The sequence below is a fragment of the Lichenicola sp. GTC18331 genome (assembly GCF_055386855.1).
In genome coordinates this window covers 2,686,570-2,707,071 of the sequence record NZ_AP045015.1, presented here as the reverse complement: position 1 = coordinate 2,707,071, position 20,502 = coordinate 2,686,570, and the positions used below count along the sequence as shown (strand labels likewise).

General features: G+C 68.3%; 21 protein-coding genes. 1 reads left to right on the top strand and 20 read right to left on the bottom strand.

Annotated elements, in window-relative coordinates:
* The 11 genes from ACZ5BM_RS12410 to ACZ5BM_RS12360 all read right to left on the bottom strand — a co-directional run bounded on the left by ACZ5BM_RS12410 (window position 1) and on the right by ACZ5BM_RS12360 (window position 11,222).
* Window positions 1-1,353: a DEAD/DEAH box helicase gene (locus ACZ5BM_RS12410; RefSeq protein WP_498908351.1), complete on the bottom strand. Its 1,353-nt coding sequence runs from the start codon at window positions 1,351-1,353 to the stop codon at window positions 1-3.
* A gap of 342 nt (window positions 1,354-1,695) precedes the next feature.
* Window positions 1,696-3,402 (bottom strand): hypothetical protein, encoded by a 1,707-nt coding sequence (locus tag ACZ5BM_RS12405; RefSeq protein ID WP_498908350.1) that lies wholly within the window; start codon window positions 3,400-3,402, stop codon window positions 1,696-1,698.
* Between the two features lie 174 nt (window positions 3,403-3,576).
* Complete coding sequence (locus ACZ5BM_RS12400; RefSeq protein WP_498908349.1) at window positions 3,577-4,677, bottom strand: sensor histidine kinase; 1,101 nt, start codon at window positions 4,675-4,677, stop codon at window positions 3,577-3,579.
* Between the two features lie 118 nt (window positions 4,678-4,795).
* Window positions 4,796-5,560, bottom strand: coding sequence for a response regulator (phoB, locus tag ACZ5BM_RS12395; protein WP_498908347.1), 765 nt, complete (start codon window positions 5,558-5,560; stop codon window positions 4,796-4,798).
* Window positions 5,557-6,267 carry a phosphate signaling complex PhoU family protein gene (gene phoU / locus ACZ5BM_RS12390; protein WP_498908346.1) on the bottom strand — a complete coding sequence of 237 codons (711 nt, stop codon included), beginning with the start codon at window positions 6,265-6,267 and terminating at the stop codon, window positions 5,557-5,559. Before phoU ends, phoB begins: the two co-directional genes overlap by 4 nt.
* 23 nt (window positions 6,268-6,290) lie before the next feature.
* The gene (pstB, locus tag ACZ5BM_RS12385) at window positions 6,291-7,064 is read right to left on the bottom strand and encodes a phosphate ABC transporter ATP-binding protein PstB (protein WP_498911612.1); all 774 of its coding nucleotides are present in this window, start codon (window positions 7,062-7,064) and stop codon (window positions 6,291-6,293) included.
* 44 nt (window positions 7,065-7,108) lie between these two features.
* Window positions 7,109-7,972 carry an ABC transporter permease family protein gene (gene pstA / locus ACZ5BM_RS12380; RefSeq protein ID WP_498908345.1) on the bottom strand — a complete coding sequence of 288 codons (864 nt, stop codon included), beginning with the start codon at window positions 7,970-7,972 and terminating at the stop codon, window positions 7,109-7,111.
* The gene (gene pstC / locus ACZ5BM_RS12375; RefSeq protein ID WP_498908343.1) at window positions 7,972-8,943 is read right to left on the bottom strand and encodes a phosphate ABC transporter permease subunit PstC; all 972 of its coding nucleotides are present in this window, start codon (window positions 8,941-8,943) and stop codon (window positions 7,972-7,974) included. Before pstC ends, pstA begins: the two co-directional genes overlap by 1 nt.
* Window positions 8,944-9,023: 80 nt before the next feature.
* A complete protein-coding gene (gene pstS / locus ACZ5BM_RS12370) occupies window positions 9,024-10,061 on the bottom strand; it encodes a type 2 periplasmic-binding domain-containing protein (protein ID WP_498908341.1) in 1,038 nt (345 codons plus the stop codon).
* Window positions 10,062-10,218: 157 nt separating this feature from the next.
* Entirely contained in the window at window positions 10,219-10,452 is a 234-nt protein-coding gene (locus ACZ5BM_RS12365) for a hypothetical protein (protein WP_422863794.1), read from the bottom strand.
* A 266-nt stretch (window positions 10,453-10,718) separates the two neighbouring features.
* Complete coding sequence (locus ACZ5BM_RS12360) at window positions 10,719-11,222, bottom strand: DUF2306 domain-containing protein (protein ID WP_498908340.1); 504 nt, start codon at window positions 11,220-11,222, stop codon at window positions 10,719-10,721.
* Window positions 11,223-11,428: 206 nt separating this feature from the next.
* Here ACZ5BM_RS12360 and ACZ5BM_RS12355 point away from each other — a divergent pair, with 206 nt between their 5' ends.
* Window positions 11,429-12,247, top strand: coding sequence for a LytTR family DNA-binding domain-containing protein (locus tag ACZ5BM_RS12355; RefSeq protein WP_498908338.1), 819 nt, complete (start codon window positions 11,429-11,431; stop codon window positions 12,245-12,247).
* Window positions 12,248-12,266: 19 nt separating this feature from the next.
* Here ACZ5BM_RS12355 and mltG read toward each other — a convergent pair whose 3' ends face one another.
* The 9 genes from mltG to ACZ5BM_RS12310 form a co-directional block, all read right to left on the bottom strand.
* Entirely contained in the window at window positions 12,267-13,301 is a 1,035-nt protein-coding gene (gene mltG / locus ACZ5BM_RS12350) for an endolytic transglycosylase MltG (RefSeq protein ID WP_498908336.1), read from the bottom strand.
* 16 nt (window positions 13,302-13,317) lie between these two features.
* Window positions 13,318-14,610: a beta-ketoacyl-ACP synthase II gene (fabF, locus tag ACZ5BM_RS12345; protein WP_498908334.1), complete on the bottom strand. Its 1,293-nt coding sequence runs from the start codon at window positions 14,608-14,610 to the stop codon at window positions 13,318-13,320.
* A 42-nt stretch (window positions 14,611-14,652) separates the two neighbouring features.
* A complete protein-coding gene (locus ACZ5BM_RS12340; RefSeq protein WP_422863791.1) occupies window positions 14,653-14,892 on the bottom strand; it encodes an acyl carrier protein in 240 nt (79 codons plus the stop codon).
* Between the two features lie 146 nt (window positions 14,893-15,038).
* The gene (fabG, locus tag ACZ5BM_RS12335; protein WP_498908332.1) at window positions 15,039-15,779 is read right to left on the bottom strand and encodes a Rossmann-fold NAD(P)-binding domain-containing protein; all 741 of its coding nucleotides are present in this window, start codon (window positions 15,777-15,779) and stop codon (window positions 15,039-15,041) included.
* A 28-nt stretch (window positions 15,780-15,807) separates the two neighbouring features.
* Entirely contained in the window at window positions 15,808-16,785 is a 978-nt protein-coding gene (fabD, locus tag ACZ5BM_RS12330; protein WP_498908330.1) for an ACP S-malonyltransferase, read from the bottom strand.
* A 170-nt stretch (window positions 16,786-16,955) separates the two neighbouring features.
* Window positions 16,956-17,834 carry a class I SAM-dependent methyltransferase gene (locus ACZ5BM_RS12325; protein WP_498908328.1) on the bottom strand — a complete coding sequence of 293 codons (879 nt, stop codon included), beginning with the start codon at window positions 17,832-17,834 and terminating at the stop codon, window positions 16,956-16,958.
* Window positions 17,835-17,867: 33 nt separating this feature from the next.
* The gene (locus ACZ5BM_RS12320; RefSeq protein ID WP_498908326.1) at window positions 17,868-18,419 is read right to left on the bottom strand and encodes a YdcF family protein; all 552 of its coding nucleotides are present in this window, start codon (window positions 18,417-18,419) and stop codon (window positions 17,868-17,870) included.
* A complete protein-coding gene (locus ACZ5BM_RS12315; RefSeq protein WP_498908324.1) occupies window positions 18,406-19,659 on the bottom strand; it encodes a class I SAM-dependent methyltransferase in 1,254 nt (417 codons plus the stop codon). Before ACZ5BM_RS12315 ends, ACZ5BM_RS12320 begins: the two co-directional genes overlap by 14 nt.
* Window positions 19,652-20,425, bottom strand: coding sequence for a glycine betaine ABC transporter substrate-binding protein (locus ACZ5BM_RS12310; RefSeq protein ID WP_498908322.1), 774 nt, complete (start codon window positions 20,423-20,425; stop codon window positions 19,652-19,654). Before ACZ5BM_RS12310 ends, ACZ5BM_RS12315 begins: the two co-directional genes overlap by 8 nt.
* Window positions 20,426-20,502: the final 77 nt, after the last annotated feature.

Below are 20,502 nucleotides of genomic sequence, written 5' to 3'. Positions count from 1 at the left end.
TCAGCTCGAACGTGCGCCGCTGGACCGGCGCTGCTGGCCCTGGCCGCTGCGATGACCGCCGCGATGCGCGTCCTGGTGGCCGCCGGCCGGACGGCCGCCGCCACGATGATGGCCGCCGGCGTTCTGGCCGCCGCGATGGCCGCCATTCTGCTGGCCACCACGACCGCGACCGCCGCCGCCCAGGACGGGCGGACGCATGGTGGACGCCGACGCCGCCTCGGAGTGGAACGGGTGGTCCATGAACACCGGCAGGGGCTTGCCGATATCCTTCTCGATGTCGCGCAGCCAGGCGCGCTGTTCGGCATTGCACAGCGACACCGCCCAGCCTTCGCGGCCGGCGCGCGCGGTGCGGCCGATGCGGTGCACGTAGCTTTCCGGCACGTTGGGCAGGTCGTAGTTGAAGACGTGGCTCACCTCGTCCACGTCGATGCCGCGCGCGGCGATGTCGGTCGCCACCAGCACCTTGACCGCGCCGGAGCGGAAGCCGGCCATGGCCCGCTCGCGCGCGCCCTGGCTCTTGTTGCCGTGGATGGCCTCCGCGGCGATGCCCTGCTTGCACAGGAACTCGGCCACCTTGTTGGCTTCGTGCTTCATCAGGGTGAAGACGATGGCGCGCACCACCTTGGGCGACTGCACCAGGGTGAGCAGGGCCTGCTTCTTGTTCTCGTCGTCGACGAACATCACCGCCTGACGGATCTTCTCCACCGTGGTCGAGGGCGGGGTGACTTCCACCGTGGCCGGGTCGCGCAGCAGGCTGGCGGCGAGATCGGAGATGGAGCGCGGCATGGTGGCCGAGAACAGCAGGGTCTGACGATCGGTCGGCAGCAGGGCGACGATGCGGCGGATATCGCGCACGAAGCCCATGTCGAGCATGCGGTCGGCCTCGTCGAGCACCAGCACCTCGACGCAACTCAGGTCGATATGGCCCTGGTTGACGAGGTCGAGCAGACGACCGGGCGCTGCGGTGAGCACATCGACGCCACGGCGCATGGCTTCCACCTGACGGCCCTGGCCGACGCCGCCGAAGATCACGGCGTGCGAGAAACGCATGTGGCGGGCATAGGAGGCGAAGCTCTCGTCAATCTGCATCGCGAGCTCCCGGGTCGGCGCCAGCACGAGAACGCGCGGGCCCTTCGGGGTGTGCGGCACGCGATGCTGCGCCAGACGGTGCAGGATCGGCAGGGCGAAGGCGGCGGTCTTGCCGGTGCCGGTCTGGGCGAGGCCCAGAATGTCGCGGCCTTCCAGCAGATACGGGATCGCGCCGGCCTGGATCGGGGTCGGGGTGGTGTAGCCTTCCTCGCCAAGGGCGCGGAGGAGGGGTTCGGAGAGTTTGAGATCGGCGAAAGTGGTCATGGGTTTGGTGGCGCCTCCCTGGCGCCCGGAGCCTGCGTCACCGGAGGGCAACGGCACGGCTATCGCATAAAACAATGAAGGAATGGCTGACGGACGGTTCGGGTGAACCAGTCGGCCGGGCGATCGCAGGGTGGTGGGTGTCGTATCCGAAACGAGCCGGGCCTCTGCGCCGATCCAGCTGATGTTCAGCAGACGACAGGCGCTGCGCAGGGCACCCACGGCCGCTCACATAGCGACCGGCACACCCGATTGCAAGTGCAGTGCACAATAACGATACGAAAACAAAACGGCCGGCCCTTTCGGAGACGGCCGTGCTGCCTCGTCTCGCCCGATGGGGGCGATTTACTGGAACGGGTAGTAGCGGAAGGAGAACATCAGGATATTCTCGTCGGTGCTGGGATTGCCGCCGACGCCCGGGAAGATTTCCCGCTTGGTGTAGGAGTACTGGAGGCCGGTCTGCATGGTGCCGAAATCGCCCTTCAGGAATTTCCACCAGGTGCCGCCCGTGAACTGGACGATGCCCTTGGTGTTGGCGGCGCAGGAGAGCGTGCTCAGCTCGGTCTCGCAGCCGGCATTGGAGTAGAGCGGGCTGCCGTAACCGTAACCGACCTTGCCGACATTGTAGTCCACGGCGTGCAGGATCTGTTCGGTGCCGACATAGGAGTAGAAGTCGAGCTTCTTGGTGGCGTGGAAGACCAGTCCGCCCAGCGCCATGACCTGCGGCAGGGGCGCCGGCGAGCCGTCGCGGCCGATGGTGGCGTCGACCATCTGCGTCGATCCGTAGCGGCCGATGCCTTCGCCGGCCATCGCCTGGGCGCGCAGTTCGAGGCGCTTGTGGAACAGCGGCAGGGTGAAGCCGCCGCCACCGCCGCCGGCCAGCACGTTCTTGTTGGCGCCGGCGCCCGGGTATTCGACGCGGCTGTGCAGGAAGCGCGCGATGCCGAACAGCTCGTAATGGCCCCAGCCCGGATCGGCCGTGACCTTCGCGATCAGGTCCGGCGCTTCGTCGTTGGAATAGTTGAAGCCGGAGTTCAGCGTCGACCCGTTGCCGGCCAGACCCGGCGTGGTGACGTTGATCGTCGCACCGTGCAGCGAGGTCGTCGTGCTCGCGTAGGAGCTTTCCGGATTTTCGACCGCGAAGCCGATGTCGAACTTGTCGTGGTCGAAACCCTTCACCACGCGCACGCCGATGTTGCGCGTCCAGGTGAAGCCCGGAACGTACTGGGCGTCGATCACCGCCGGCAGGTCTTCGCTGCGACCGGCCATGCCGGCCTTGCCCATGGTCAGCAAGCTCCAGGACATACCGCCGAGCAGGTAGAAGTCGAGATCGGAGCGGTAGTACTGGCCGAACAGCTGACGCTCACGCAGCGTGTAGCTGTTGCTCTCGTTGGAGTTGGAGGTGACGCCGGCACTGTTGAAATCGGCTTCGTAATAGCCGGTCAGCGTGGTCACGCTGTTGGGGTTGCCCTCGGCCATCAGCGAAACGCGGCTCTGACGGGCGGTGCCGCGGAACTCGCTCTGATGATAGTTCGGGCTCTGCGGATACGGGATGCCGGTATTGAAGCTGGACGAGATGTCGGCCGCTTCGTTACGCGAGCGATAGATGCCGGCGCCTTCCAGGAAGCCGCCCAGCGTCACGCGGATGCCGCCGAGCTGGAACTGGCCCTGCTTCAGCTTCGGACCGCTCGGCACGTAGCTCGGGTAGCCAGCGACGTTCATGTACGGCGAACCGTTGGAACCGGCGTAACCGGAATAGGCGGCGTAGCCCGGGGGGGCCGACAACGGCATCGGCGGCAGCGGACGGCCGCTGGTGTCGTAGCGGATCGGGCCCATACGCTCCTGCGCCTCGCGCGCCTGACGCGCGGCGATGGAGGCTTCGCGGCGGGCGGCGACCACTTCCTCGTTCCGCGCGGAGAGGTCGCGCTTCATGTGGGACAGCTGACCCTCGAGCGCGTGGATCTGCTTCTCGATGGCGGAGATCTGAGCCGACGTCGTATCCGCCTTGGCCGGGACGGCGGACACGGCGCCGCACAGCGCTGTCGCAGCCATCAGGGCTGATTTCGGAAATCGTCTTGTCATGAAACCCAACTTTCGTGCGTGCAGGGATTTGCCTGCCTTGCGGACGCGGAACGAATAACGAAAAGGGTTCCGGGACGAAGTGTCGGTTCGGCGAAGGATTTATTGCAGAAATATGTCGTTGCATGACTGCAACGCCATACGTTGTCACCTTTGCCGCGTGGCCCCGATCGCCGTGGCCGGCACCGGCGCGCGCGGAAGCCACACCGCGAAGCGTGCCCCCTGCCCTTCGGTGCTGGTGATGGTCAGCCGTCCGCCGTGCCGGCCGACGATGTGCTTGACGATGGCGAGACCGAGCCCGCTGCCGACCTTGCCGCCCGGTCCGTCCTCGACCCTGTAGAAGCGCTCGGTGAGACGCGGCACGTGATGAGGGGCGATTCCCGGACCGTCATCGGTGACGGCCATGACCACCCCGTCCCCCTGAGGATCGATGCCGGCGCGGGCCGGCTCCACCGACAGCACGACCGAGGTGGGCCCGTCCGGGCGTCCGGCGTATTTCACCGTGTTGTCGAGGAAGTTGAGCAGGACCTGCGACAACTGGTCCGGGTCGGCGGCGACGGGGGGCAGGCCGGTGGCGATGTCCACGGTCAACCGGTGGCCAGAGGCCGCCATCAACGGCTCGTGCGCATCGGCGACGCGGCGCGCGATGACGGCGACCGAGACCAGGCTCGACGGCCGCTCATGCTCGTGCATCTGGATGCGCGACAGGCTAAGCAGGTTGTCGATCAGCCGGCGCATGCGCGTGGCCTGCCCGGACATGATGGACAGGAAGCGGATCCGGGCCGGCGCGTCGTCCGCTGCGGGACCCTGCAGGGTTTCGATGAAGCCGATCAGGCTGGCCAGCGGGGTGCGCAGTTCGTGGCTGGCATTGGCGATGAAGTCGCTGCGCATGCGCTCCACCGCTTCCACCTCGGAGCGGTCCTGCACCGACAGCATCAACAGGCCGCGCCGTGCGACGGAGGGCGTGCTGCCCGCCGCCAGTTCGCAGCGCAGCGACACGCGCAGGGTGCGATGCACCGGCACGTCCATCTGCAGATCGACCTGCGCCGTTCCTCCCGGCGGCAGGGTGCGGATCGCCTGTCCCAGCGCCGGATTGCGCAGCAGCGCCGGCAGGGCGTCGCCGATCTGTTTCTGCGCCGTCTCGTTGATGTGGCGGAGCGTTCCGTCCTGATCCAGGGCCAGCAACGGATGCGGCACCAGATCCAGCAGGGCGGCCAGGGACAGGTTGTGGCCCGGCGCGCCCAGCATGGGGATCGGTTCGTTCGGCGGTGCGCTTTCCGGCGGCCGCCTGCGCCACAAGCTCACGATGGGCGCGGCCCGGACGGAAAGAAAGCCAGCGTCGTCATCCGGTTCGCCCGCGAAAGGTTCAGATCGCGTCCACGTCGAGCGCGTAGCCGGCGGTGCGGACCGTGCGCACCACGTCCTGCTCGTTCGGGCCGTTCAGCGCCTTGCGGAGCCTGCGGATATGCACATCCACCGTACGCGCTTCCACATGGATGTCAGCGCCCCAGACGGCGTTCAGCAGATCCTCGCGCGAGAAGACGCGGCGCGGGTGCTGCATCAGGAACTCGAGCAGACGGTATTCGGTCGGACCCAGATGCACCGGGCGGTCGTTGCGTTGCACGCGATGTTCGGTGCCGTCGAGCACGATGTCGTGGAAGCGCAGCGTGCGTCCGGAGGAGGCCGGCTGGGTGCGGCGCAGGAGCGCGCGCACGCGTGCGGCGAGCGCCTCCATGGAGAACGGCTTGGTGATGTAGTCGTCGGCGCCGGTGTTGAGGCCGCGGATCGAATCCTGTTCCTCGACGCGTGCGGTGAGCATGATCACCGGCAGGTCGCGCGTCTGGGTGCGTCGGCGGATCTGCCGACAGACCTCGATGCCGGAGAGCGAGGGCAGCATCCAGTCGAGCAGCACCAGATCGGGCGCCTGTTCGGCGACCTTGAGCAGGGCTTCCTGGCCGTCGGCGGCCTCGTCCACCTGATAGCCGAGCTTTTCCAGATTGTAGCGCAGCATCACCGCGAGGGAGGGATCGTCCTCGACCACCAGCACGCGCTGGCGGGTTTCGTCTCGTCCGCCCGCGCGTCGGGGTGAAGCGGGAGACGGGACCGGGGAATAGGGTATGGACTGGCTCATGGCGACGGCGTCTCCGGATTGACCGAACCGCGCGGACGCGATGCGGGCAGCATTTCGCCGGTGACGGAGTAGTGCACCCGTTCGGCGATATTGGTGGCGTGATCGCCGATGCGCTCCAGGTTCTTGGCGATGAACAGCAGGTGCGTGCAGGCGCCGATGTTGCGCGGGTCTTCCATCATGTAGGTGACCAGTTCGCGGAACATGGCGGTGTAGATCTCGTCCACCGCCTTGTCGGAGCGCCACACGTCCAGCGCCTTCTCGGCGTCGTTCTGGCCGAGCGCGTCGATGGCGAGACGCAGGCCCTCCTGCACCAGACGGCCCATGGAGCGCAGCCCGCCGAGCGAGATGTCGCTGCCGGTGGGGCCGAGGCGCAGGGAGCGCTTGGCGACGTTGGCGGCATAGTCGCCGATCCGCTCCAGGTCGCTGGTGACCTTGAGGGCGGACACGATCTCGCGCAGGTCCTGCGCCATGGGGGCGCGGAGCGCGAGCAGCTTGATCGCGCGGCTTTCCACCTCGCGTTCGAGCGCGTCGACCTCCGGATCCTGCTCCATCGCCGCCTGCGCGCTTTCGGCGTTGTGGTCGATGATCGCCTGGATCGCGAGCGCGGTCTGGTTCTCGACCAGGCCCCCCATGCGCGCCATCAGGGCGCGGAGCTGGTTGAGTTCCTGCTCGTAGGAGGAAACGATGTGCCTGGGTGCGTCTGGCATGATGATGTTCCCTGCCTCGGATCTCAGCCGAACCGGCCGGTGATGTAGTCCTGGGTGCGCTTCTGCTGCGGGGTGGTGAACATGGCGCCGGCGCTGCCGACCTCCACCAGTTCGCCCATGAAGAAGAACGCGACCTGATCGGCGCAGCGCGCGGCCTGCTGCAGGTTATGCGTGACGATGGCGATGGTGAAATCGCGTTTCAGCTCGTCCAGCAATTCCTCGACGCGCGCGGTCGAGATCGGGTCCAGCGCGGAGGTGGGTTCGTCCAGAAGGATCACTTCGGGGCGGGTCGCGATGGTGCGGGCGATGCACAGGCGCTGCTGCTGGCCGCCGGACAGGGCGACGGCGGAGGCCTTGAGCCGGTCCTTCACCTCGTCCCACAGCGCCACGCGGCGCAGCGCGTCCTCGATGCGGTTGTTCATGTCGGCGCGGCTGAGGCGCTCGTGCAGCTTGACGCCGAAGGCGATGTTGTCGGCGATCGACATGGGGAACGGGGTGGGTTTCTGGAACACCATGCCGACGCGCGAGCGCAGGCGGTTGGCGTCCGTCTGCGGGCCGATGATGTTCTCGCCGTCCATCATCACCGAGCCCGTGGCGCGCTGCCCGGGGTAGAGGTCGTACATCCGGTTGAGGATGCGCAGCAGGGTGGATTTGCCGCATCCGGACGGCCCGATCATGCCGGTGACCTGGCGCTCGGGGAAGTTGATGTTGATGTTCTTGAGCGCCTGCGACTGGCCATAGAAGAAATCGAGGTTCTCGATGGCGATCATGGTGCGGGCGGCCGCGCCGGTCTGCATGTCGACGGCCGGGGCGAGACCGTTGGGCGGGATCGAATGCATGATCAGGACCTGTTCTGGCCGCGCATCCCGATGCGGGCGACGATGTTGATGAAGAGGACGCCGGCGGTGATCAGCAGCGCCGCCGTCCAGGCGAGCTGGACCCAGTCGTCGGACGGGGAGCCGGCATACTGGTAGATGGTGACCGGAAGGCTGGCCATTTCGTTGCCGAGCGACAGCGACCAGTTGAGGTTGCCGAGCGAGGTGAACAGCAGCGGCGCGGTTTCGCCCGCGATGCGGGCCACGGCGAGGAGGATGCCGGTGAGCAGGCCCTTCTGCGCGGCGCGCAGGCAGATCTGGACCACCACGCGCCAGCGCGGTGCGCCCAACGCCGCCGCGGCTTCCCGCATGGCGACCGGCACCAGGCGCAGCATGTCCTCGGTGGTGCGGACCACGATCGGCACCACCAGGATGGCGAGCGCCACCACGCCGGCGAAGCCGGAGAAGTGGTGGAACGGCGCCACCAGGATCAGGTACACGAACAGGCCGACCAGGATGGACGGGGCGGACAGCAGCATGTCCGACACGAAGCGGATCGTGCCGGCGAGCGGCGAGCGTCCGCCGAATTCGGCCAGATAGATGCCGGCCAGCAGGCCGACCGGCGTGCCGAGCAGAGTGGCGAGGCCGACCTGGATCGCGCTGCCGACGATCGGGTTGAGCAGGCCGCCATTGCCGCCTGCGGGCGCAGTGTCGGTGACTAGCGTATGGATGCTGAGCCCGCCGATGCCGTAGCCGATCAGCGTAACGAGGATGGACGCCAGCGCCACCAGGACGATGGCGGTGGCGGCATAGGCGAACACGGTGGCGGCGATGTTGGCGGCGCGCCGGCGGCGTGCGAGCCCGGCGTTCGGGGAGGTCGCGGCGGCCATCAGCCGTTCCTCCGCAGCAGCATTCTGGAACAGGCCAGGGTGATGAAGGAGATCACCATCAGCACGAAGCCGAGCGCCAGCAGGGCGGAGAGCTTGAGGCTCCCGGCGGCGGATTCCGGGAATTCGAGGGCGATCAGCGAGGCGATGGTGTTGCCGGGCGAGAACAAGGAGGCGCTGATGCGGTTGGTGTTGCCGATCACGAAGGTGATGGCCATGGTTTCGCCCAGGGCGCGGCCGAGGCCCAGCATGATGCCGCCGATCACCGCGGTACGGGACCAGGGCAGCACCACCTTGCGCATCACTTCCCAGCGCGTGGAGCCGAGGCCGTAGGCGCTTTCCTTGAGCACCGGCGGCATGGAGTTGAACACGTCGCGCATCACGGCGGCGATGAACGGGGTGACCATCACGGCGAGGATCAGCCCGCCGGTGAGCAGGCCGGTGCCGAACGGCGCGCCGGAGAAGAAAGGATGCAGGAACGGCACCTTGCCGACGGAATGGATCAGGGCCGGCTGCACGTGCTGCGCCATGATCGGCACGATCACGAAGAAGCCCCACATGCCGAAGATGATGGAGGGCACGGCGGCGAGCAACTCCACCGCTGTGCCGATCGGGCCTGCGAGCCAGCGCGGCGCCATCTCGGTCAGGGTGAAGGCGACGCCGAAGGCGAGCGGCACGGCGACCAGAAGACCGATGAAGGACGTGACGAGGGTGCCGAACACCGGGGTCAGCGCGCCGTAGACGTCGCGCACCGGGTTCCAGGCGGAGGAGACGAGGAATTCGAGACCGAAGGTGTGGAAGGCCAGCCAGCCACCGGTCGCCATCACCAGGATGATGCCGCCCAGCAGCACCAGCACCGCCAGACCGCTGAACCGGGCCAGCCCGGCGAAGAGCGGGTCCATCCGGCTCGAAGCCCCTTCCGCCACGGCGGACCGGACCCTGTCAGGGTGTCCGGAGGGAGCGCTTGCACTCATGCGTCGATCGCCTTCCGTTGATCAGGACAGAACCCCGTTTCCGGTCGAACCGGCGACGGGGTTCCGCAAGATTCCCTCGCTTACTGAGCGGAGGGAGTGCCTGCAACGTTGGTCCAGGCATGACGGACGGTGGTCTGCACCTCTTCCGGCAGCGGGACGTAGTTCAGGCCAGTGGCGATCTTGGCGCCGTTCTTGAAGGCCCAGTCGAACAGCTTCAGCACCGCGCCGCTCTGGGCCGGGTTCTTGGCGTCCGTCGGGATCAGCACGAAGGTGGCGGACACGATCGGCCACGCGCCGGCGCCCGGGGTGTCGAGCAGGTCAACGGCGAAGTTCTGGGCGGTGTTCCAGTTTCCGCCGGCGGCGGCCTTGGTGAAGCTTTCGAGGTTCGGGGCGACGAACTGGCCGTCCTTGTTCTTCAGCTCGACCGTGGTCAGGTGGTTCTTGTCGGCATAGGCGTATTCGACGTAGCCGATGCCGCCTTCGGTGTTGCGCACGGTGGCGGCGACGCCGTCATTGCCCTTCGCACCCGCGCCGGCCGGCCAGGCGATGGAGGAGGCCGCGCCGACCTTGCTCTTCCAGTCGGCATTGGCCTTGGAGAGATAGGAGGTGAACACGAAGGTGGTGCCGGAACCATCGGCGCGGTGCACGGGGGCGACCGCGGTGTCGGGCAGCTTCACGCCCGGGTTCAGCGCGGCGATCTTGGGATCGTTCCAGGTGCTGATGGCGCCCGAGAAGAGCTGCGCCAGCACGTCGCCGGTCAGGTGCAGCTGGTTGGACTTGATGCCCGGCAGGTTCACGATGGCGACCACGCCGCCCATGACGGTCGGGAACTGCAGCAGGTGGTTGCTGGCGAGCTTGTCGGCCGCGAGCGGGGCGTCCGAGGCGCCGAAATCGACCGTGCGGGCGATGACCTGGTTCACGCCGGCGCCGGAGCCGATCGACTGATAGTTCAGGGTGACGCCCGTGGCCGGCTTCGCGGCGGCGCCCCAGGCGCCGTAGATCGGCGCGGCGAAGGAGGAGCCGGCACCGGTGATGTCGGTGGCGTGAGCGGTGACCGCACCGAGCACGAGGCCGGAAACCAGGGCGGGAATGGCCGCAAGGCGCAGGGTGGAGCGCATGGAACGAAGCTTCCTTCGGACTGTGCGGCCGCCGGTGTGGCGGCCGTCACCTGGGGCGCTTCCTAGCGAGTGGAGGCGTCACGGATGTTACAGTCTCATGACACTTCGATGACAACCACCCCGTTTGCGAAACGAGTTGGGGGTGGAGCAGGGTGTGTCAGGCGGAACGGCGGCCTTTCTCGAGCTGATCGGACCGGCTCTGCCAGAACTGCATATCGGCCGCCTTGCTGAACATGACGCGCGTACCCTTGCCGCCCTGGCTGAGGCGGATCTTGCCGCCGTTGCGGGCACGGTGATCGGCGATCCATTCCTGAAGCACCGGGTCTTCCTGGGTGCGGCCCTCGAACTCGATCACGCCCACCACTTCCTCGACCTTGTGACGTCTGACCATGGTTGCTTCTCCTGTGTTCGGCGGCCGGAGCGCGCATCGGCGGGGCGGGGCGACGTGGACGCGCCACCGCACGGCGAGATGCCGTGGGGCCCTTCGATGCTGCGATTCGGTGCCTGGTGCTTCGGAACGAATGGACGTCCGGCCGGACCGGGGGCGCTTCCCCTGTCTTCGGCAAGCGCCTGATCTGTCTCCCCTAATTTCGGTGTCCCCAGCAAAATAAGCAACCACTTGGCGGCGCCGGTCGGGTTTAATTTCCCGCAAGTTGCTCAAACGGCACCGAACAACCAGGAGCCGAGCAGCCGTCCCGGCAGCAGGGTGAAGAAGCCCGCCACCACGAGGCTGGCGAACAGGATCGTCATGGTGCGGCGATGGGCGCGGATGTTTCCGCGCATCGCGGAGGCGATTCCGGCCGGCACGGCGACGAGGGTGAGCAGCGAGAGCAGATGGATCGGGCCCCAATGCAGGCCGAGACCGAAGCTGCTGGCGGCGGCACCCAGCATCAGCGCGCCCCAGATCCGGCCCAGCCTGCGATGAAGGCGGTCGCCCTTGCGGTTCAGCATGATGACGATGCCCAGCGGGATCGCCGGCAGCACGGTCAACAGGTGCAGCGCGAGCCAGGGGTCGTGGGGCGCGATGCCGGCTCGTCCGCCACCGGCATGGCGCAGCGCCGCCGCGCCGAGCAGGACCAGCAGCAGCGCCGCGGCGACGGCAAGCAGACGCGGACGCTGGTCCGTGAGGACCGGTGGCGACAGGGCGGGAAAGGCGGACATCGAACGAACTCCGGAACGGGGTTGGTCCGATGATCGCGTCGGCGCGTCGGCGATCCAGCGCGTCTACGCAGGCGGCGACACCGAAAGCGCGAACCGGGTCTGGCGTGCGGACGCGTGCCGTTGGCGAAGCGCGAGCGGGACGCTTCCGCTGAGGCACGCGGGTTCGTAGGTTTCCGGCGACGGGGGCTTCGAGGGACGGTGCTGGAATGATGCGGAATCGACTCGTGTTCGATCTCGCTGTGCTGCTCGGGCTGTCGCTTCTGCTGGGCGTGCTGGGACCGTTCGGCAGCTTCGCCCAGCCTTTGCCGGTGCGGTTGTTCTGGTGGACGGTCTTTCTTCTGGGCGGAGCGCTGTTCTTCCGGCCCGTGGTCGGTGCCGCCCGGGCTCTGGCCCGGCATGGAACCCTACCCCTGCCGCTGGGTCTCGTCCTGGCCTGTCTTCTGGCTGCGTTCCCGACCACGCTGCTGGTGAATGCCGGAATGGCGGGGATGAAATGGGGATCGGTGTCGGCTGGTTCTTTGGCGCGTCTGTATCCGCAGGTGGTGCTGATCGGGCTGGTCGCGGTCGGGCTGCGGGTCCTGGCCGTGAACCGGATGGGCGCCTCGCCGCCGTCGGCACCGGCCGGGGCGACGGAGGTCTCCGTCGCGGTCGGGGTCGCGCCGGCTCCGGATCCGCCGATTCCTACGGCCGGCAGATCAGTGACACCGTTCCTGGACCGCCTGCCTCCCTCCCTGGGACGCGATCTCTTGTGCCTGGAGAACGAGGACCACTACGTGCGGGCGCATACGGCGCGGGGAAGCACGTTGATTCTGATGCGTCTGAGCGACGCCGTGGCCGAGCTGGACGGGATCGAGGGATTGCGGACGCATCGGAGCTGGTGGGTGGCGCGGTCGGCGGTGTCGGAAGTGCGCCGGCGGGAACGGGCGGTGGTTCTGGCGCTGCGCAACGGGATCGAGGCGCCGGTGTCGCGCAACACCGTGCCGGTTCTGCGCCGGAACGGCTGGTTGACCGAGGACGAGGCCTGACCGTGATGTCCCGACGCGGTTAGCGCGGCGGGGCCGGCACCTGCGGCGGCGGACGCAGCGGATCGAGCGTCGGTGTCTGGCCCGGATGCGAGGCCTCCAGGGCGCGGAACTGGGCGACGTTGGCCAGATGCGCGGCAAGCGTAGTGGCGAAGGCGTGACCGCCGGTGCCGTTGGCGACGAAATAAAGCAGCGTGCCCTGGGCCGGATGCGCCACCGCGTTCAGCGAGGCCAGACCGGGCGAACAGATCGGCCCGATCGGCAGCGCCGGAACGACATAGGTGTTGTAGGGGCTCGGCTGCTGCAGATCGCTGCGGGTCAGCGGGCGCGGCAGTGGGCCGAGACCGCCGGATGCGCCATAGGCGACGGTGGGGTCCGACTGGAGCCGCATGCCGTCGCGCAAGCGGTTCTCGAACACTTCCGCCACCAGCGAGCGCTCCGTCGGCAGGCCGGTTTCACGCTCGACGATGCTGGCCAGCACCAGAAGCTGCTCCGGATTCGACAACGGCACGGCGGGATCGCGGCCGGCCCAGACGACGGTGAGTTCGCGTGTCATCGCCGCCTGCATGCGCTCGACCAGCGCAGCGCGGGTGGTGCCGCGCTCGAACGCATAGGTCTGCGGCAGCACCGTGCCTTCGTGCGGGAGGTCGAAGCTGCCTTGCAGGATCGGCGCCTTGGCGACGATCTCGGCGATCTGGGCTGCGGTCAGGCCTTCGGGAATGGTGATCTTGTGCTGCACCGGCCTGGCGTGACGCAGGACGAACAAGGCTTCCGCCATCGACGCATGCGCAGGGAAGTGCAGTTCGGCCGCATGCAGCGGCGCGCCGTGATCGGTGGTGTGCGCCAGCAGCAGGAACAGGAAGCAGGAGAACGAACCGTCGGGAAGGACGCGATCGCGCTGAAGCTCGGTGGCGATCTCGGACAGATGGCCGTGCGGGATGACGAGATCCGCCGCCTCCGGCAGCGGGCCGCTCCGGTTCGCCGCGAAGCGGAGCAGGCCGAAGCCCGCACCCGCCAGCAGCAGAGCGACCAGACACGCGGCCAATATCCGCCGCATCGAACGCAATTTCAGCTCAGACGCCGGAAACGATCAGGCTGGCATTGGTGCCGCCGAACCCGAAGCTGTTGGACAACGCGGTCCGGATCGAACGGCGCTGCGCCTCGTGCGCGACGCGGTCGATCACGCTTTCCCGCGACGGGTTGTCGAGGTTGAGCGTCGGCGGCGCGACGCCGTCGCGGATCGCCAGGATGGAGAAGATCGCCTCGATCGCACCGGCCGCACCGAGCAGATGGCCAGTGGCGGATTTGGTGGAGGACATGGCGAGACCGCGGGCATGATCGCCGAACAGGCGCTCCACCGCATCGAGTTCCAGATCGTCCGCCATGGTCGAGGTGCCGTGGGCGTTGACGTACTGGACGTCGGCCGGGGTGAGGCCGGCATTGGCGAAAGCCTTCTTCATCGCCCGGAACGCGCCGGCATGGCCTTCCGCGGGGGCGGTGATGTGATGCGCGTCGCCGGACAAGCCGTAGCCGACCACCTCGCCGTAGATCTTGGCGCCGCGTGCCTTGGCGTGTTCGTATTCTTCCAGCACCACCACGCCGGCGCCTTCGCCCATGACGAAGCCGTCACGGTCGCGGTCCCACGGGCGGGAGGCCTTTTCGGGCGTGTCGTTGAAGCCGGTGGACAGGGCGCGGGACGCGCAGAAACCGGCGATCCCCAGCGCGCATACGGCGGCTTCGGCGCCGCCTGCGACCATCACCTCGGCATCGCCCAGCATGATGAGGCGCGCGGCATCGCCGATCGCGTGCACGCCGGTGGCGCAGGCGGTAACGGCGGAATGGTTCGGTCCCTTGAACCCGAAGGTGATGGAGACGTGACCGGAAATGAGGTTGATCAGCGCGGACGGGATGAAGAACGGCGAGATGCGCCGGGCCTTGCCCTCATGGACGGTGATCGAGGCTTCGTAGATGGACTGGAGGCCGCCGATCCCGGAGCCGATCATGACGCCGGTGTCTTCCCGGTCCTGTTCGGTCTTCGGTTCCCAGCCGCTGTCGCGCACCGCTTCCGTGGCGGCGACCATGCCGAGATGGATGAAGCGGTCCATCTTCTTCTGGTCCTTGTGGGGGACCCATTCGCCGAGCGTCAGCCTGCCTTCGGCGGTGGGGCCTTCCGGGACCTCTCCGGCCACCTGGGCCGGAAGATCGGACGCATCGAACGCGGTGATGCGTCCGATGCCCGATTCGGAGGCGAGCAAACGGCGCCAGACATTCTCGAGGCCAATCCCGAGCGGACTGGCGATACCCATTCCGGTGACGACGACGCGTCGCCGTGCGGTCCGGTTCGTGTCGATTCTGTCAGACGCCATGTGCCGTATCCTGAAACAAAAGGGATCTGGGCGCGGGAGCGCTCAGGCGGCCTTCTGCTTCTCGATGTAGTCGATCGCATCCTTCACGGTGCTGATCTTCTCGGCGGCGTCCTCGGGGATCTCCACGCCGAAGGCTTCCTCGAAGGCCATCACCAGTTCGACCGTGTCCAGGCTGTCGGCGCCCAGGTCGTCGATGAAGGAAGCCTCTGGGGTCACCTTGCTTTCCTCGACGCCGAGGTGCTCGACCACGATCTTCTTAACCCTATCGGCGATTTCGCTCATCTGTTCTGCTTCCTGTCTGCCCCTGGACCGGGCGGTTTTAACTCGTTCGTCCTCAAGTCTTACGACACCCGCTCCGGACGAAGCTGCGGGCGCTTAGCATGGTTCCCGATCGTGCGCCAAGGCGACATCGAAACGGAAGCCAGGGTTCAACTCATCGCCATGCCGCCATTGACGTGAAGTGTGGCGCCGGTGACCCAGCCGGCCTCGGCGGAGCTAAGATAAACCACTGCGGCGGCGATGTCGTCGGGGGTTCCCATCCGTCCCAGCGGAATGGAAGCGGAAAGCTTCTGCTTCTGCTCTTCCGGCAACACTTCGGTCATCGCCGTGGCGACGAAACCGGGCGACACCACGTTCACCGTGATGCCGCGCGAGCCGACCTCCTGCGCCAGCGCCTTGCTCATGCCGATCAGACCGGCCTTGGCGGCGCTGTAGTTGGCCTGACCGCCATTGCCGGTGGTGCCGACGATGCTGCCGATCGAGATGATGCGTCCGGCGCGGCGTCGCAGCATGCCCTTGAGCGCCGTGCGGGCAAGGCGGAACGGGGCGGCCAGATCGACCTCCATCACCCGCGCCCAGTCCTCGTCCTTCATGCGCAGCGCGAGGCCGTCGCGCGTCATGCCGGCATTGTTGACCAGGATCGAGAGCGGCAGGCCGGAGGCGCTTTCGGCCGCGGCCACCAGCGCATCGGGCGCCGCCGGATCGGACAGGTCGGCGGGGCACACCACGGCGCGCTCTCCCAGCTCGGCCGCCAGCGCGTCCAGCGCCTCGCGTCTGGTGCCGGACAGCGCCACGGTGGCGCCCTGGTTGTGCAGGGCGCGGGCGATGGCGGCGCCGATGCCGCCGGACGCGCCGGTCACCAGAGCGAGCTGGCCGTCGAGCCTGAACATGGAGGGAGGTTCCTTCTGGTGGGAAACGTCAGAGCGCCTTGAGCAGCGCTTCGATCTCGTCGGGGGTTCCGGCCGAACGCGTGGTGGCGTCCGGGGCGATGCGACGCACCAGACCGCACAGCACCTTGCCCGCACCCAGCTCGACGAAACTGTCCACGCCCATGGCGGTCATGGCGGCGACGCTTTCGCGCCAGCGCACCGTGCCGGTGACCTGTTCCACCAGCAGGGTGCGGATGAGATCCGGGTCGGTGGCCTTTGCGGCGGTGACGTTGGCCAGCAGCGGCACGGAGGGCGCGTGGATGGTGGCGCGCTCCAGCGCCTCGCCCATGGCGTCCGCGGCGGGGGCCATCAGCGCGCAATGGAACGGGGCGGAGACGGGCAGCGGCATGGCGCGCTTCACGCCCCGCGCCTTGGCGATGTCGATCGCGCGGGCCACGGCGCCGGCGGCACCGGAGATCACCACCTGACCGCCGCCATTGTCGTTGGCGACCTGGATGCATTCGCTGCGCGTGGAGGCGGCGCCGTCCTCACCCGGCACGGGGGCGGCTTCGGTGCAGATCGCCTGGGCCTGGTCCAGATCCACGCCGATCAGCGCCGCCATGCCGCCTTCTCCGGGCGGCACGGCCTTCTGCATCGCGGTGCCACGCAGGCGGAGCAGCCGCGCGGCCTCGGCCACGCCGAAAGAGCCGGCGGCGGCTAGGGCGGAATATTCGCCGAGCGAATGGCCGGCGACCAGGGTGGCCTTGTCCGCCAGCTTGAACCCGCCCTCGGTTTCCAGCACGCGCAGCACGGCGAGCGACATGGCCATCAGCGCCGGCTGGGTGTTCTGGGTGAGGGTGAGTTCCTCGATCGGGCCGGAGAACATGAGCTTGCTGAGCTTCTCGTCCAGCGCGTCGTCCACTTCCTGGAACACTTCGCGCGCGGCACCGAAGGCGGCGGCCAGATCGCGGCCCATTCCAGCGAACTGGCTTCCCTGACCAGGGAACATGAAAGCGTGCACGGGCATGGGAACATGTATCCAGTTGGGTGGGCGCCGGATGCGGTTCGCACCGCTCCTTTCCCGTATGGGCCAACATCCCGGCGTGTCGAAACATCCGGTATCGGTGCGTGAGATGAAGGACGACCTTACCGGCTGTCAATCTCGCCGCCATTCGGCCCCGATCCGTTTCCCTGCGCTCACCCCTGCTTTTGCAGCACCACCAGCACCTGCGGCAGGCGCGCCGGGTTGTCCAGGAAATCCACCAGACGGAACAGGTGGCCCCATTTCTTGATGATGTAGCCGCGCGGGATCACCGCCTCGCCGTAATGCGATTGCGGATGCGGCGGCTGGGTGGAAGAAGCATGGAGGAAGTGGCCGGCCTCGTAGCGCGTGTTCTCCAGCGGCTCGTCGGTGAAGCTGTCGGCGCAGGCTTCGTACCAGGGATGTTCGAGCTTGATGCCCGATGCGCGCCGGAGACGCATCTCGGCGCAGAAGCCGATGAAACGGCGGCTCTGGGTGGTGAGCAGCAGCAGACCGCCGGGCTTGAGCAGGCGGTGGAACTCCTCGACCCAGCGCAGGCTGAGGAACTCGTCCAGATGGCTGAACACCGACCAGCTCACGACGTAATCCAGCGTTTCCGGCGCCAGCACGGTGGGCGGCACCAGGTTGCAGGACAGGAAATTGAGGTTCGGATTGCAGCGGCGGGCCTCGGTCAGGAAGCGCGACGTGCTGTCGCTGCCGAACAGATTGGCGGGCTCGATATCCTTCATGAACAGGCGCAGCACGCGGCCCCAGCCGCAGCCGAAATCGAGCAGGGTGCGATGCGGGGCCAGCGGCCGGCCGGCATAGGCGCAGTAGTTCTTCACCTCGCGGAAGAACACGTGCGCCTCATGCAGCGAGACCTCGCCGGAATGGCCGTGGATCTCGCGCTGCAGCGCGTCCTCGGGGAAACCCGGCATGCGCACGCCGTCGATCTCGGGCACGCGCAGGGAGGAGATCAGGATGTCGAGCCAGGCCTCGTCGCTCCGGTCCCGGAACGTCCTGTGGAGCGCTTCCGCGCCGAGCGGGCTGTGCATGAGAACGATCCGGCCGAACAGCGGCCCGCATAACTAACGTTTTGTTTTCCGCCTGTCGATCAGTTCGCGACCGAACAGAAGCAGCACGTCCCAGGGCAGCGCCGGCACCTCGCGCAGGCGCCAGCGCCAGCGTCGCAGGAACAGGTGCGAGGCCGGCTCGGGCGGGGGCGGCACAGGCTTCGCGGCGACGCCGGACAGGCGCAAGAGAACGAGGCAGCGCGGCAGATGGTAGGCGCTGGTGGCGGCGAAGACGGGGCCGCGATGGCCGATATCGCGCAGCATGGCGCGCGTGTTGAACACCGTGTCGAGCGTGTCGCTTGCTGCCGCGTCGGTGCGGATACGGTCCGGGGAAACGCCATCGCGCCGGAGGCGCCGGGCCATCACCTCGGCTTCCGCGGGGCCGTGGCGGCCGATCCCGCCGCTGGGGAGATAAAGCGGCGGCACCGGCAGCGTTTCGCCGAAACGCCGTGCGGCGTCGATACGCCGGGCCAGGGTCAGGGTGGGCTCGCCGTCCGGGCGCACCCCGGCGCCGAACAGGATGATCGCCGCCCGCTCGACGGCGGCGTCCGGTTCAGTGCGGGGCACGCAGCAGGATGCGGTTGCAGCGCGACAGAGCGCGCCAGGTCTCGGCCCAGGCGGACTCCGCCTTGGCGCGGGGGATGCCGCGCTCTTCCAGGGTGGACAGGATCGCGCCCACGCTGCGCTCGCCGTCGATCAGCTTGAGGATCGGCCTGGCCAGAGCCGGAAGCGGCACCGGCACCGTGAGCCGGCCGAACGACATCGGCAGGGTGCCGTCGGGGGCGATCTGGTCGGCGACGATGGCGGCGGGCATCTCGCGGGCGATCGGCACGGCGTCGAGGGCGGCGGCGTCCGGGGCCGGAGGCGTCTCGCCACGGCGTACCGCGTAGACGACATGCGTGTTCATGTTGCCGGCGAGGTGTTCGGCCAGCATGGCGCGCTCGGTGTCGCCCAGCGCCTGGGCGCGGGCTCGCAGCCTGGGATCGGGCAGCAGCAGGTCGGGGTCGTAGCGGGCCGGCTCCATCAGCGCGGCGGCTTCGAGCCCGGCGCCGTCCAGCAGCGCCAGGAAGGCGTCGATGGTGTAGGCGCGGTCGCGCGGGTTGAGCAGCAGATCGTAGAGACCGGCATCGCCGCCCTCGAAATGGTCGCCGAAATTGGTGTTGGCGCGCAGCCAGGCGGTGGCGGGCAGATGGCGCATGACGCGTTTGGCGACGTCGAGACGGTCGCGCGGCGCGTCCCCGGCCGGCGCCAGCAGGGCCAGCGCGTCCTGCATCATGTAGACGCCGGTGCGGCCATGCGGCGCATAGACCATGAGGCCCATCGCCCCGCCCGGCGCCAGAGAGCGCTCCAGGCCGCGCAGGGCGGCGGCGGGATCGGGCAGATGATGCAGCACACCGCAGCAATCGATGTAGTCGAACGGGGGGAGATCGTCGGCCGGGAGATCCAGCAGGGAGCGCCGCTCGAACGCGATGTTGCCGAGCCCCCTCACCTGCGCCCGGTCACGGGCGATGCGGAGCGCCGCTTCCGAGCGGTCGATGCAGAGCACATGGCCGGGACGGCCGGCCTGTTCGAGCTGCGTCGCCAGCATGATGGCGGCGTCGCCGGTGCCGCAGCCGGCGATCAGCGCCCGGAGCGGCGCGGAGCTGGGGCGCGCGGCGCCGAAGCACCAATGGTCGATCTCGCGCAGATGGCTGGGGCTGCCGACGAACAGGCGCTTCCGCTCGTCGCGCGGGTCGCGCTCGGGATAGGGGAAGCTCTCGTATTGCGCGCGCAGGCTGTCGTCGCGCGGATCGGCCGGATCAGGCACGCGGGGTCAGCTTTCCGCGCTGCCATGCCTCTGCGGCCTCGTCGGCGGTCATGCCGTCGTTGCGCATGGCGTATTCCAGCGCGCTCACCACCGGGTTGCCGAGGGTGAGTTCTTCCAGCTCGTCCAGCAGGTCGCCGTCGAGCTGGGCGCGCAGGCCCTTGCGGAGCAGCAGCTTGGCTTCGCGACGGCCGCCGAGCGCGCCCTTGGGATCTTCCAGCACGCGCATGCGGCCGCGATGCGCCAGAGCGTGCGGCTGCCAGAGCGGCAGGATCGCCGGGGCGGCGTCTTCCAGCGCCTTGGCGGCGGAGGCGTAGGCGATCTCGTTATCCACCACGTCGAGCACGAACCCGGCGGCGTCGAGGCCGTACTCGCTCATCACGCGGCGGCCATGCGCTTCCAGACGGCGCGACAGGACGATGGTGCGGTCGATGGCGGCGGCCTTGTCGCCGGCGAGGTCGGCGATCGAGTCCACGCCCGGCAGGGCGGCGTCGGTGGGCACCGCCCAGAGCAGCATCGGGCGGTAGAGCACGCCGCCCAGGATCTCCATGTGGTCCGGATCGGCCCAGGCGGCGTCGATCTCCGGCAGCCAGGCGGTGGCGAGCAGGTCGATGCGGCCGCCGGCGATGTGCTTGATCATGGTTTCGCGATTGGCGGCGACCATGGCCACTTCCATTTCATGGGCTTCCAGGACGCGCAGCACCGCCGCGGCGGCCGCCTCGTGCTGGCGGCTGTCGAGATGGCCCAGAGTGATGCTGTGGAAGCTCATGAAGAAAACGGTCCCCTCGACGCGCCGGCAACAAATACCGGACCGTTGCAGCAGCAACGCGCTCCGACTGCAAGACG

Excerpts from the sequence above, each read along its gene's own strand:
- mltG (WP_498908336.1), bottom strand. The coding sequence starts at position 13,301 with ATGCGGCGGATATTGGCCGCGTGTCTGGTCGCTCTGCTGCTGGCGGGT.
- ACZ5BM_RS12405 (WP_498908350.1), bottom strand. The coding sequence starts at position 3,402 with ATGGCTGCGACAGCGCTGTGCGGCGCCGTGTCCGCCGTCCCGGCCAAG.
- pstC (WP_498908343.1), bottom strand. The coding sequence starts at position 8,943 with ATGAGTGCAAGCGCTCCCTCCGGACACCCTGACAGGGTCCGGTCCGCC.
- pstA (WP_498908345.1), bottom strand. The coding sequence starts at position 7,972 with ATGGCCGCCGCGACCTCCCCGAACGCCGGGCTCGCACGCCGCCGGCGC.
- ACZ5BM_RS12410 (WP_498908351.1), bottom strand. The coding sequence starts at position 1,353 with ATGACCACTTTCGCCGATCTCAAACTCTCCGAACCCCTCCTCCGCGCC.
- ACZ5BM_RS12340 (WP_422863791.1), bottom strand. The coding sequence starts at position 14,892 with ATGAGCGAAATCGCCGATAGGGTTAAGAAGATCGTGGTCGAGCACCTC.
- ACZ5BM_RS12400 (WP_498908349.1), bottom strand. The coding sequence starts at position 4,677 with ATGCTGGGCGCGCCGGGCCACAACCTGTCCCTGGCCGCCCTGCTGGAT.
- ACZ5BM_RS12325 (WP_498908328.1), bottom strand. The coding sequence starts at position 17,834 with ATGCACAGCCCGCTCGGCGCGGAAGCGCTCCACAGGACGTTCCGGGAC.
- ACZ5BM_RS12355 (WP_498908338.1), top strand. The coding sequence starts at position 11,429 with ATGATGCGGAATCGACTCGTGTTCGATCTCGCTGTGCTGCTCGGGCTG.
- pstB (WP_498911612.1), bottom strand. The coding sequence starts at position 7,064 with ATGCAGACCGGCGCGGCCGCCCGCACCATGATCGCCATCGAGAACCTC.
- ACZ5BM_RS12310 (WP_498908322.1), bottom strand. The coding sequence starts at position 20,425 with ATGAGCTTCCACAGCATCACTCTGGGCCATCTCGACAGCCGCCAGCAC.
- phoU (WP_498908346.1), bottom strand. The coding sequence starts at position 6,267 with ATGCCAGACGCACCCAGGCACATCGTTTCCTCCTACGAGCAGGAACTC.
- ACZ5BM_RS12360 (WP_498908340.1), bottom strand. The coding sequence starts at position 11,222 with ATGTCCGCCTTTCCCGCCCTGTCGCCACCGGTCCTCACGGACCAGCGT.
- fabF (WP_498908334.1), bottom strand. The coding sequence starts at position 14,610 with ATGGCGTCTGACAGAATCGACACGAACCGGACCGCACGGCGACGCGTC.
- fabG (WP_498908332.1), bottom strand. The coding sequence starts at position 15,779 with ATGTTCAGGCTCGACGGCCAGCTCGCTCTGGTGACCGGCGCGTCCGGC.
- fabD (WP_498908330.1), bottom strand. The coding sequence starts at position 16,785 with ATGCCCGTGCACGCTTTCATGTTCCCTGGTCAGGGAAGCCAGTTCGCT.
- ACZ5BM_RS12365 (WP_422863794.1), bottom strand. The coding sequence starts at position 10,452 with ATGGTCAGACGTCACAAGGTCGAGGAAGTGGTGGGCGTGATCGAGTTC.
- phoB (WP_498908347.1), bottom strand. The coding sequence starts at position 5,560 with ATGAGCCAGTCCATACCCTATTCCCCGGTCCCGTCTCCCGCTTCACCC.
- pstS (WP_498908341.1), bottom strand. The coding sequence starts at position 10,061 with ATGCGCTCCACCCTGCGCCTTGCGGCCATTCCCGCCCTGGTTTCCGGC.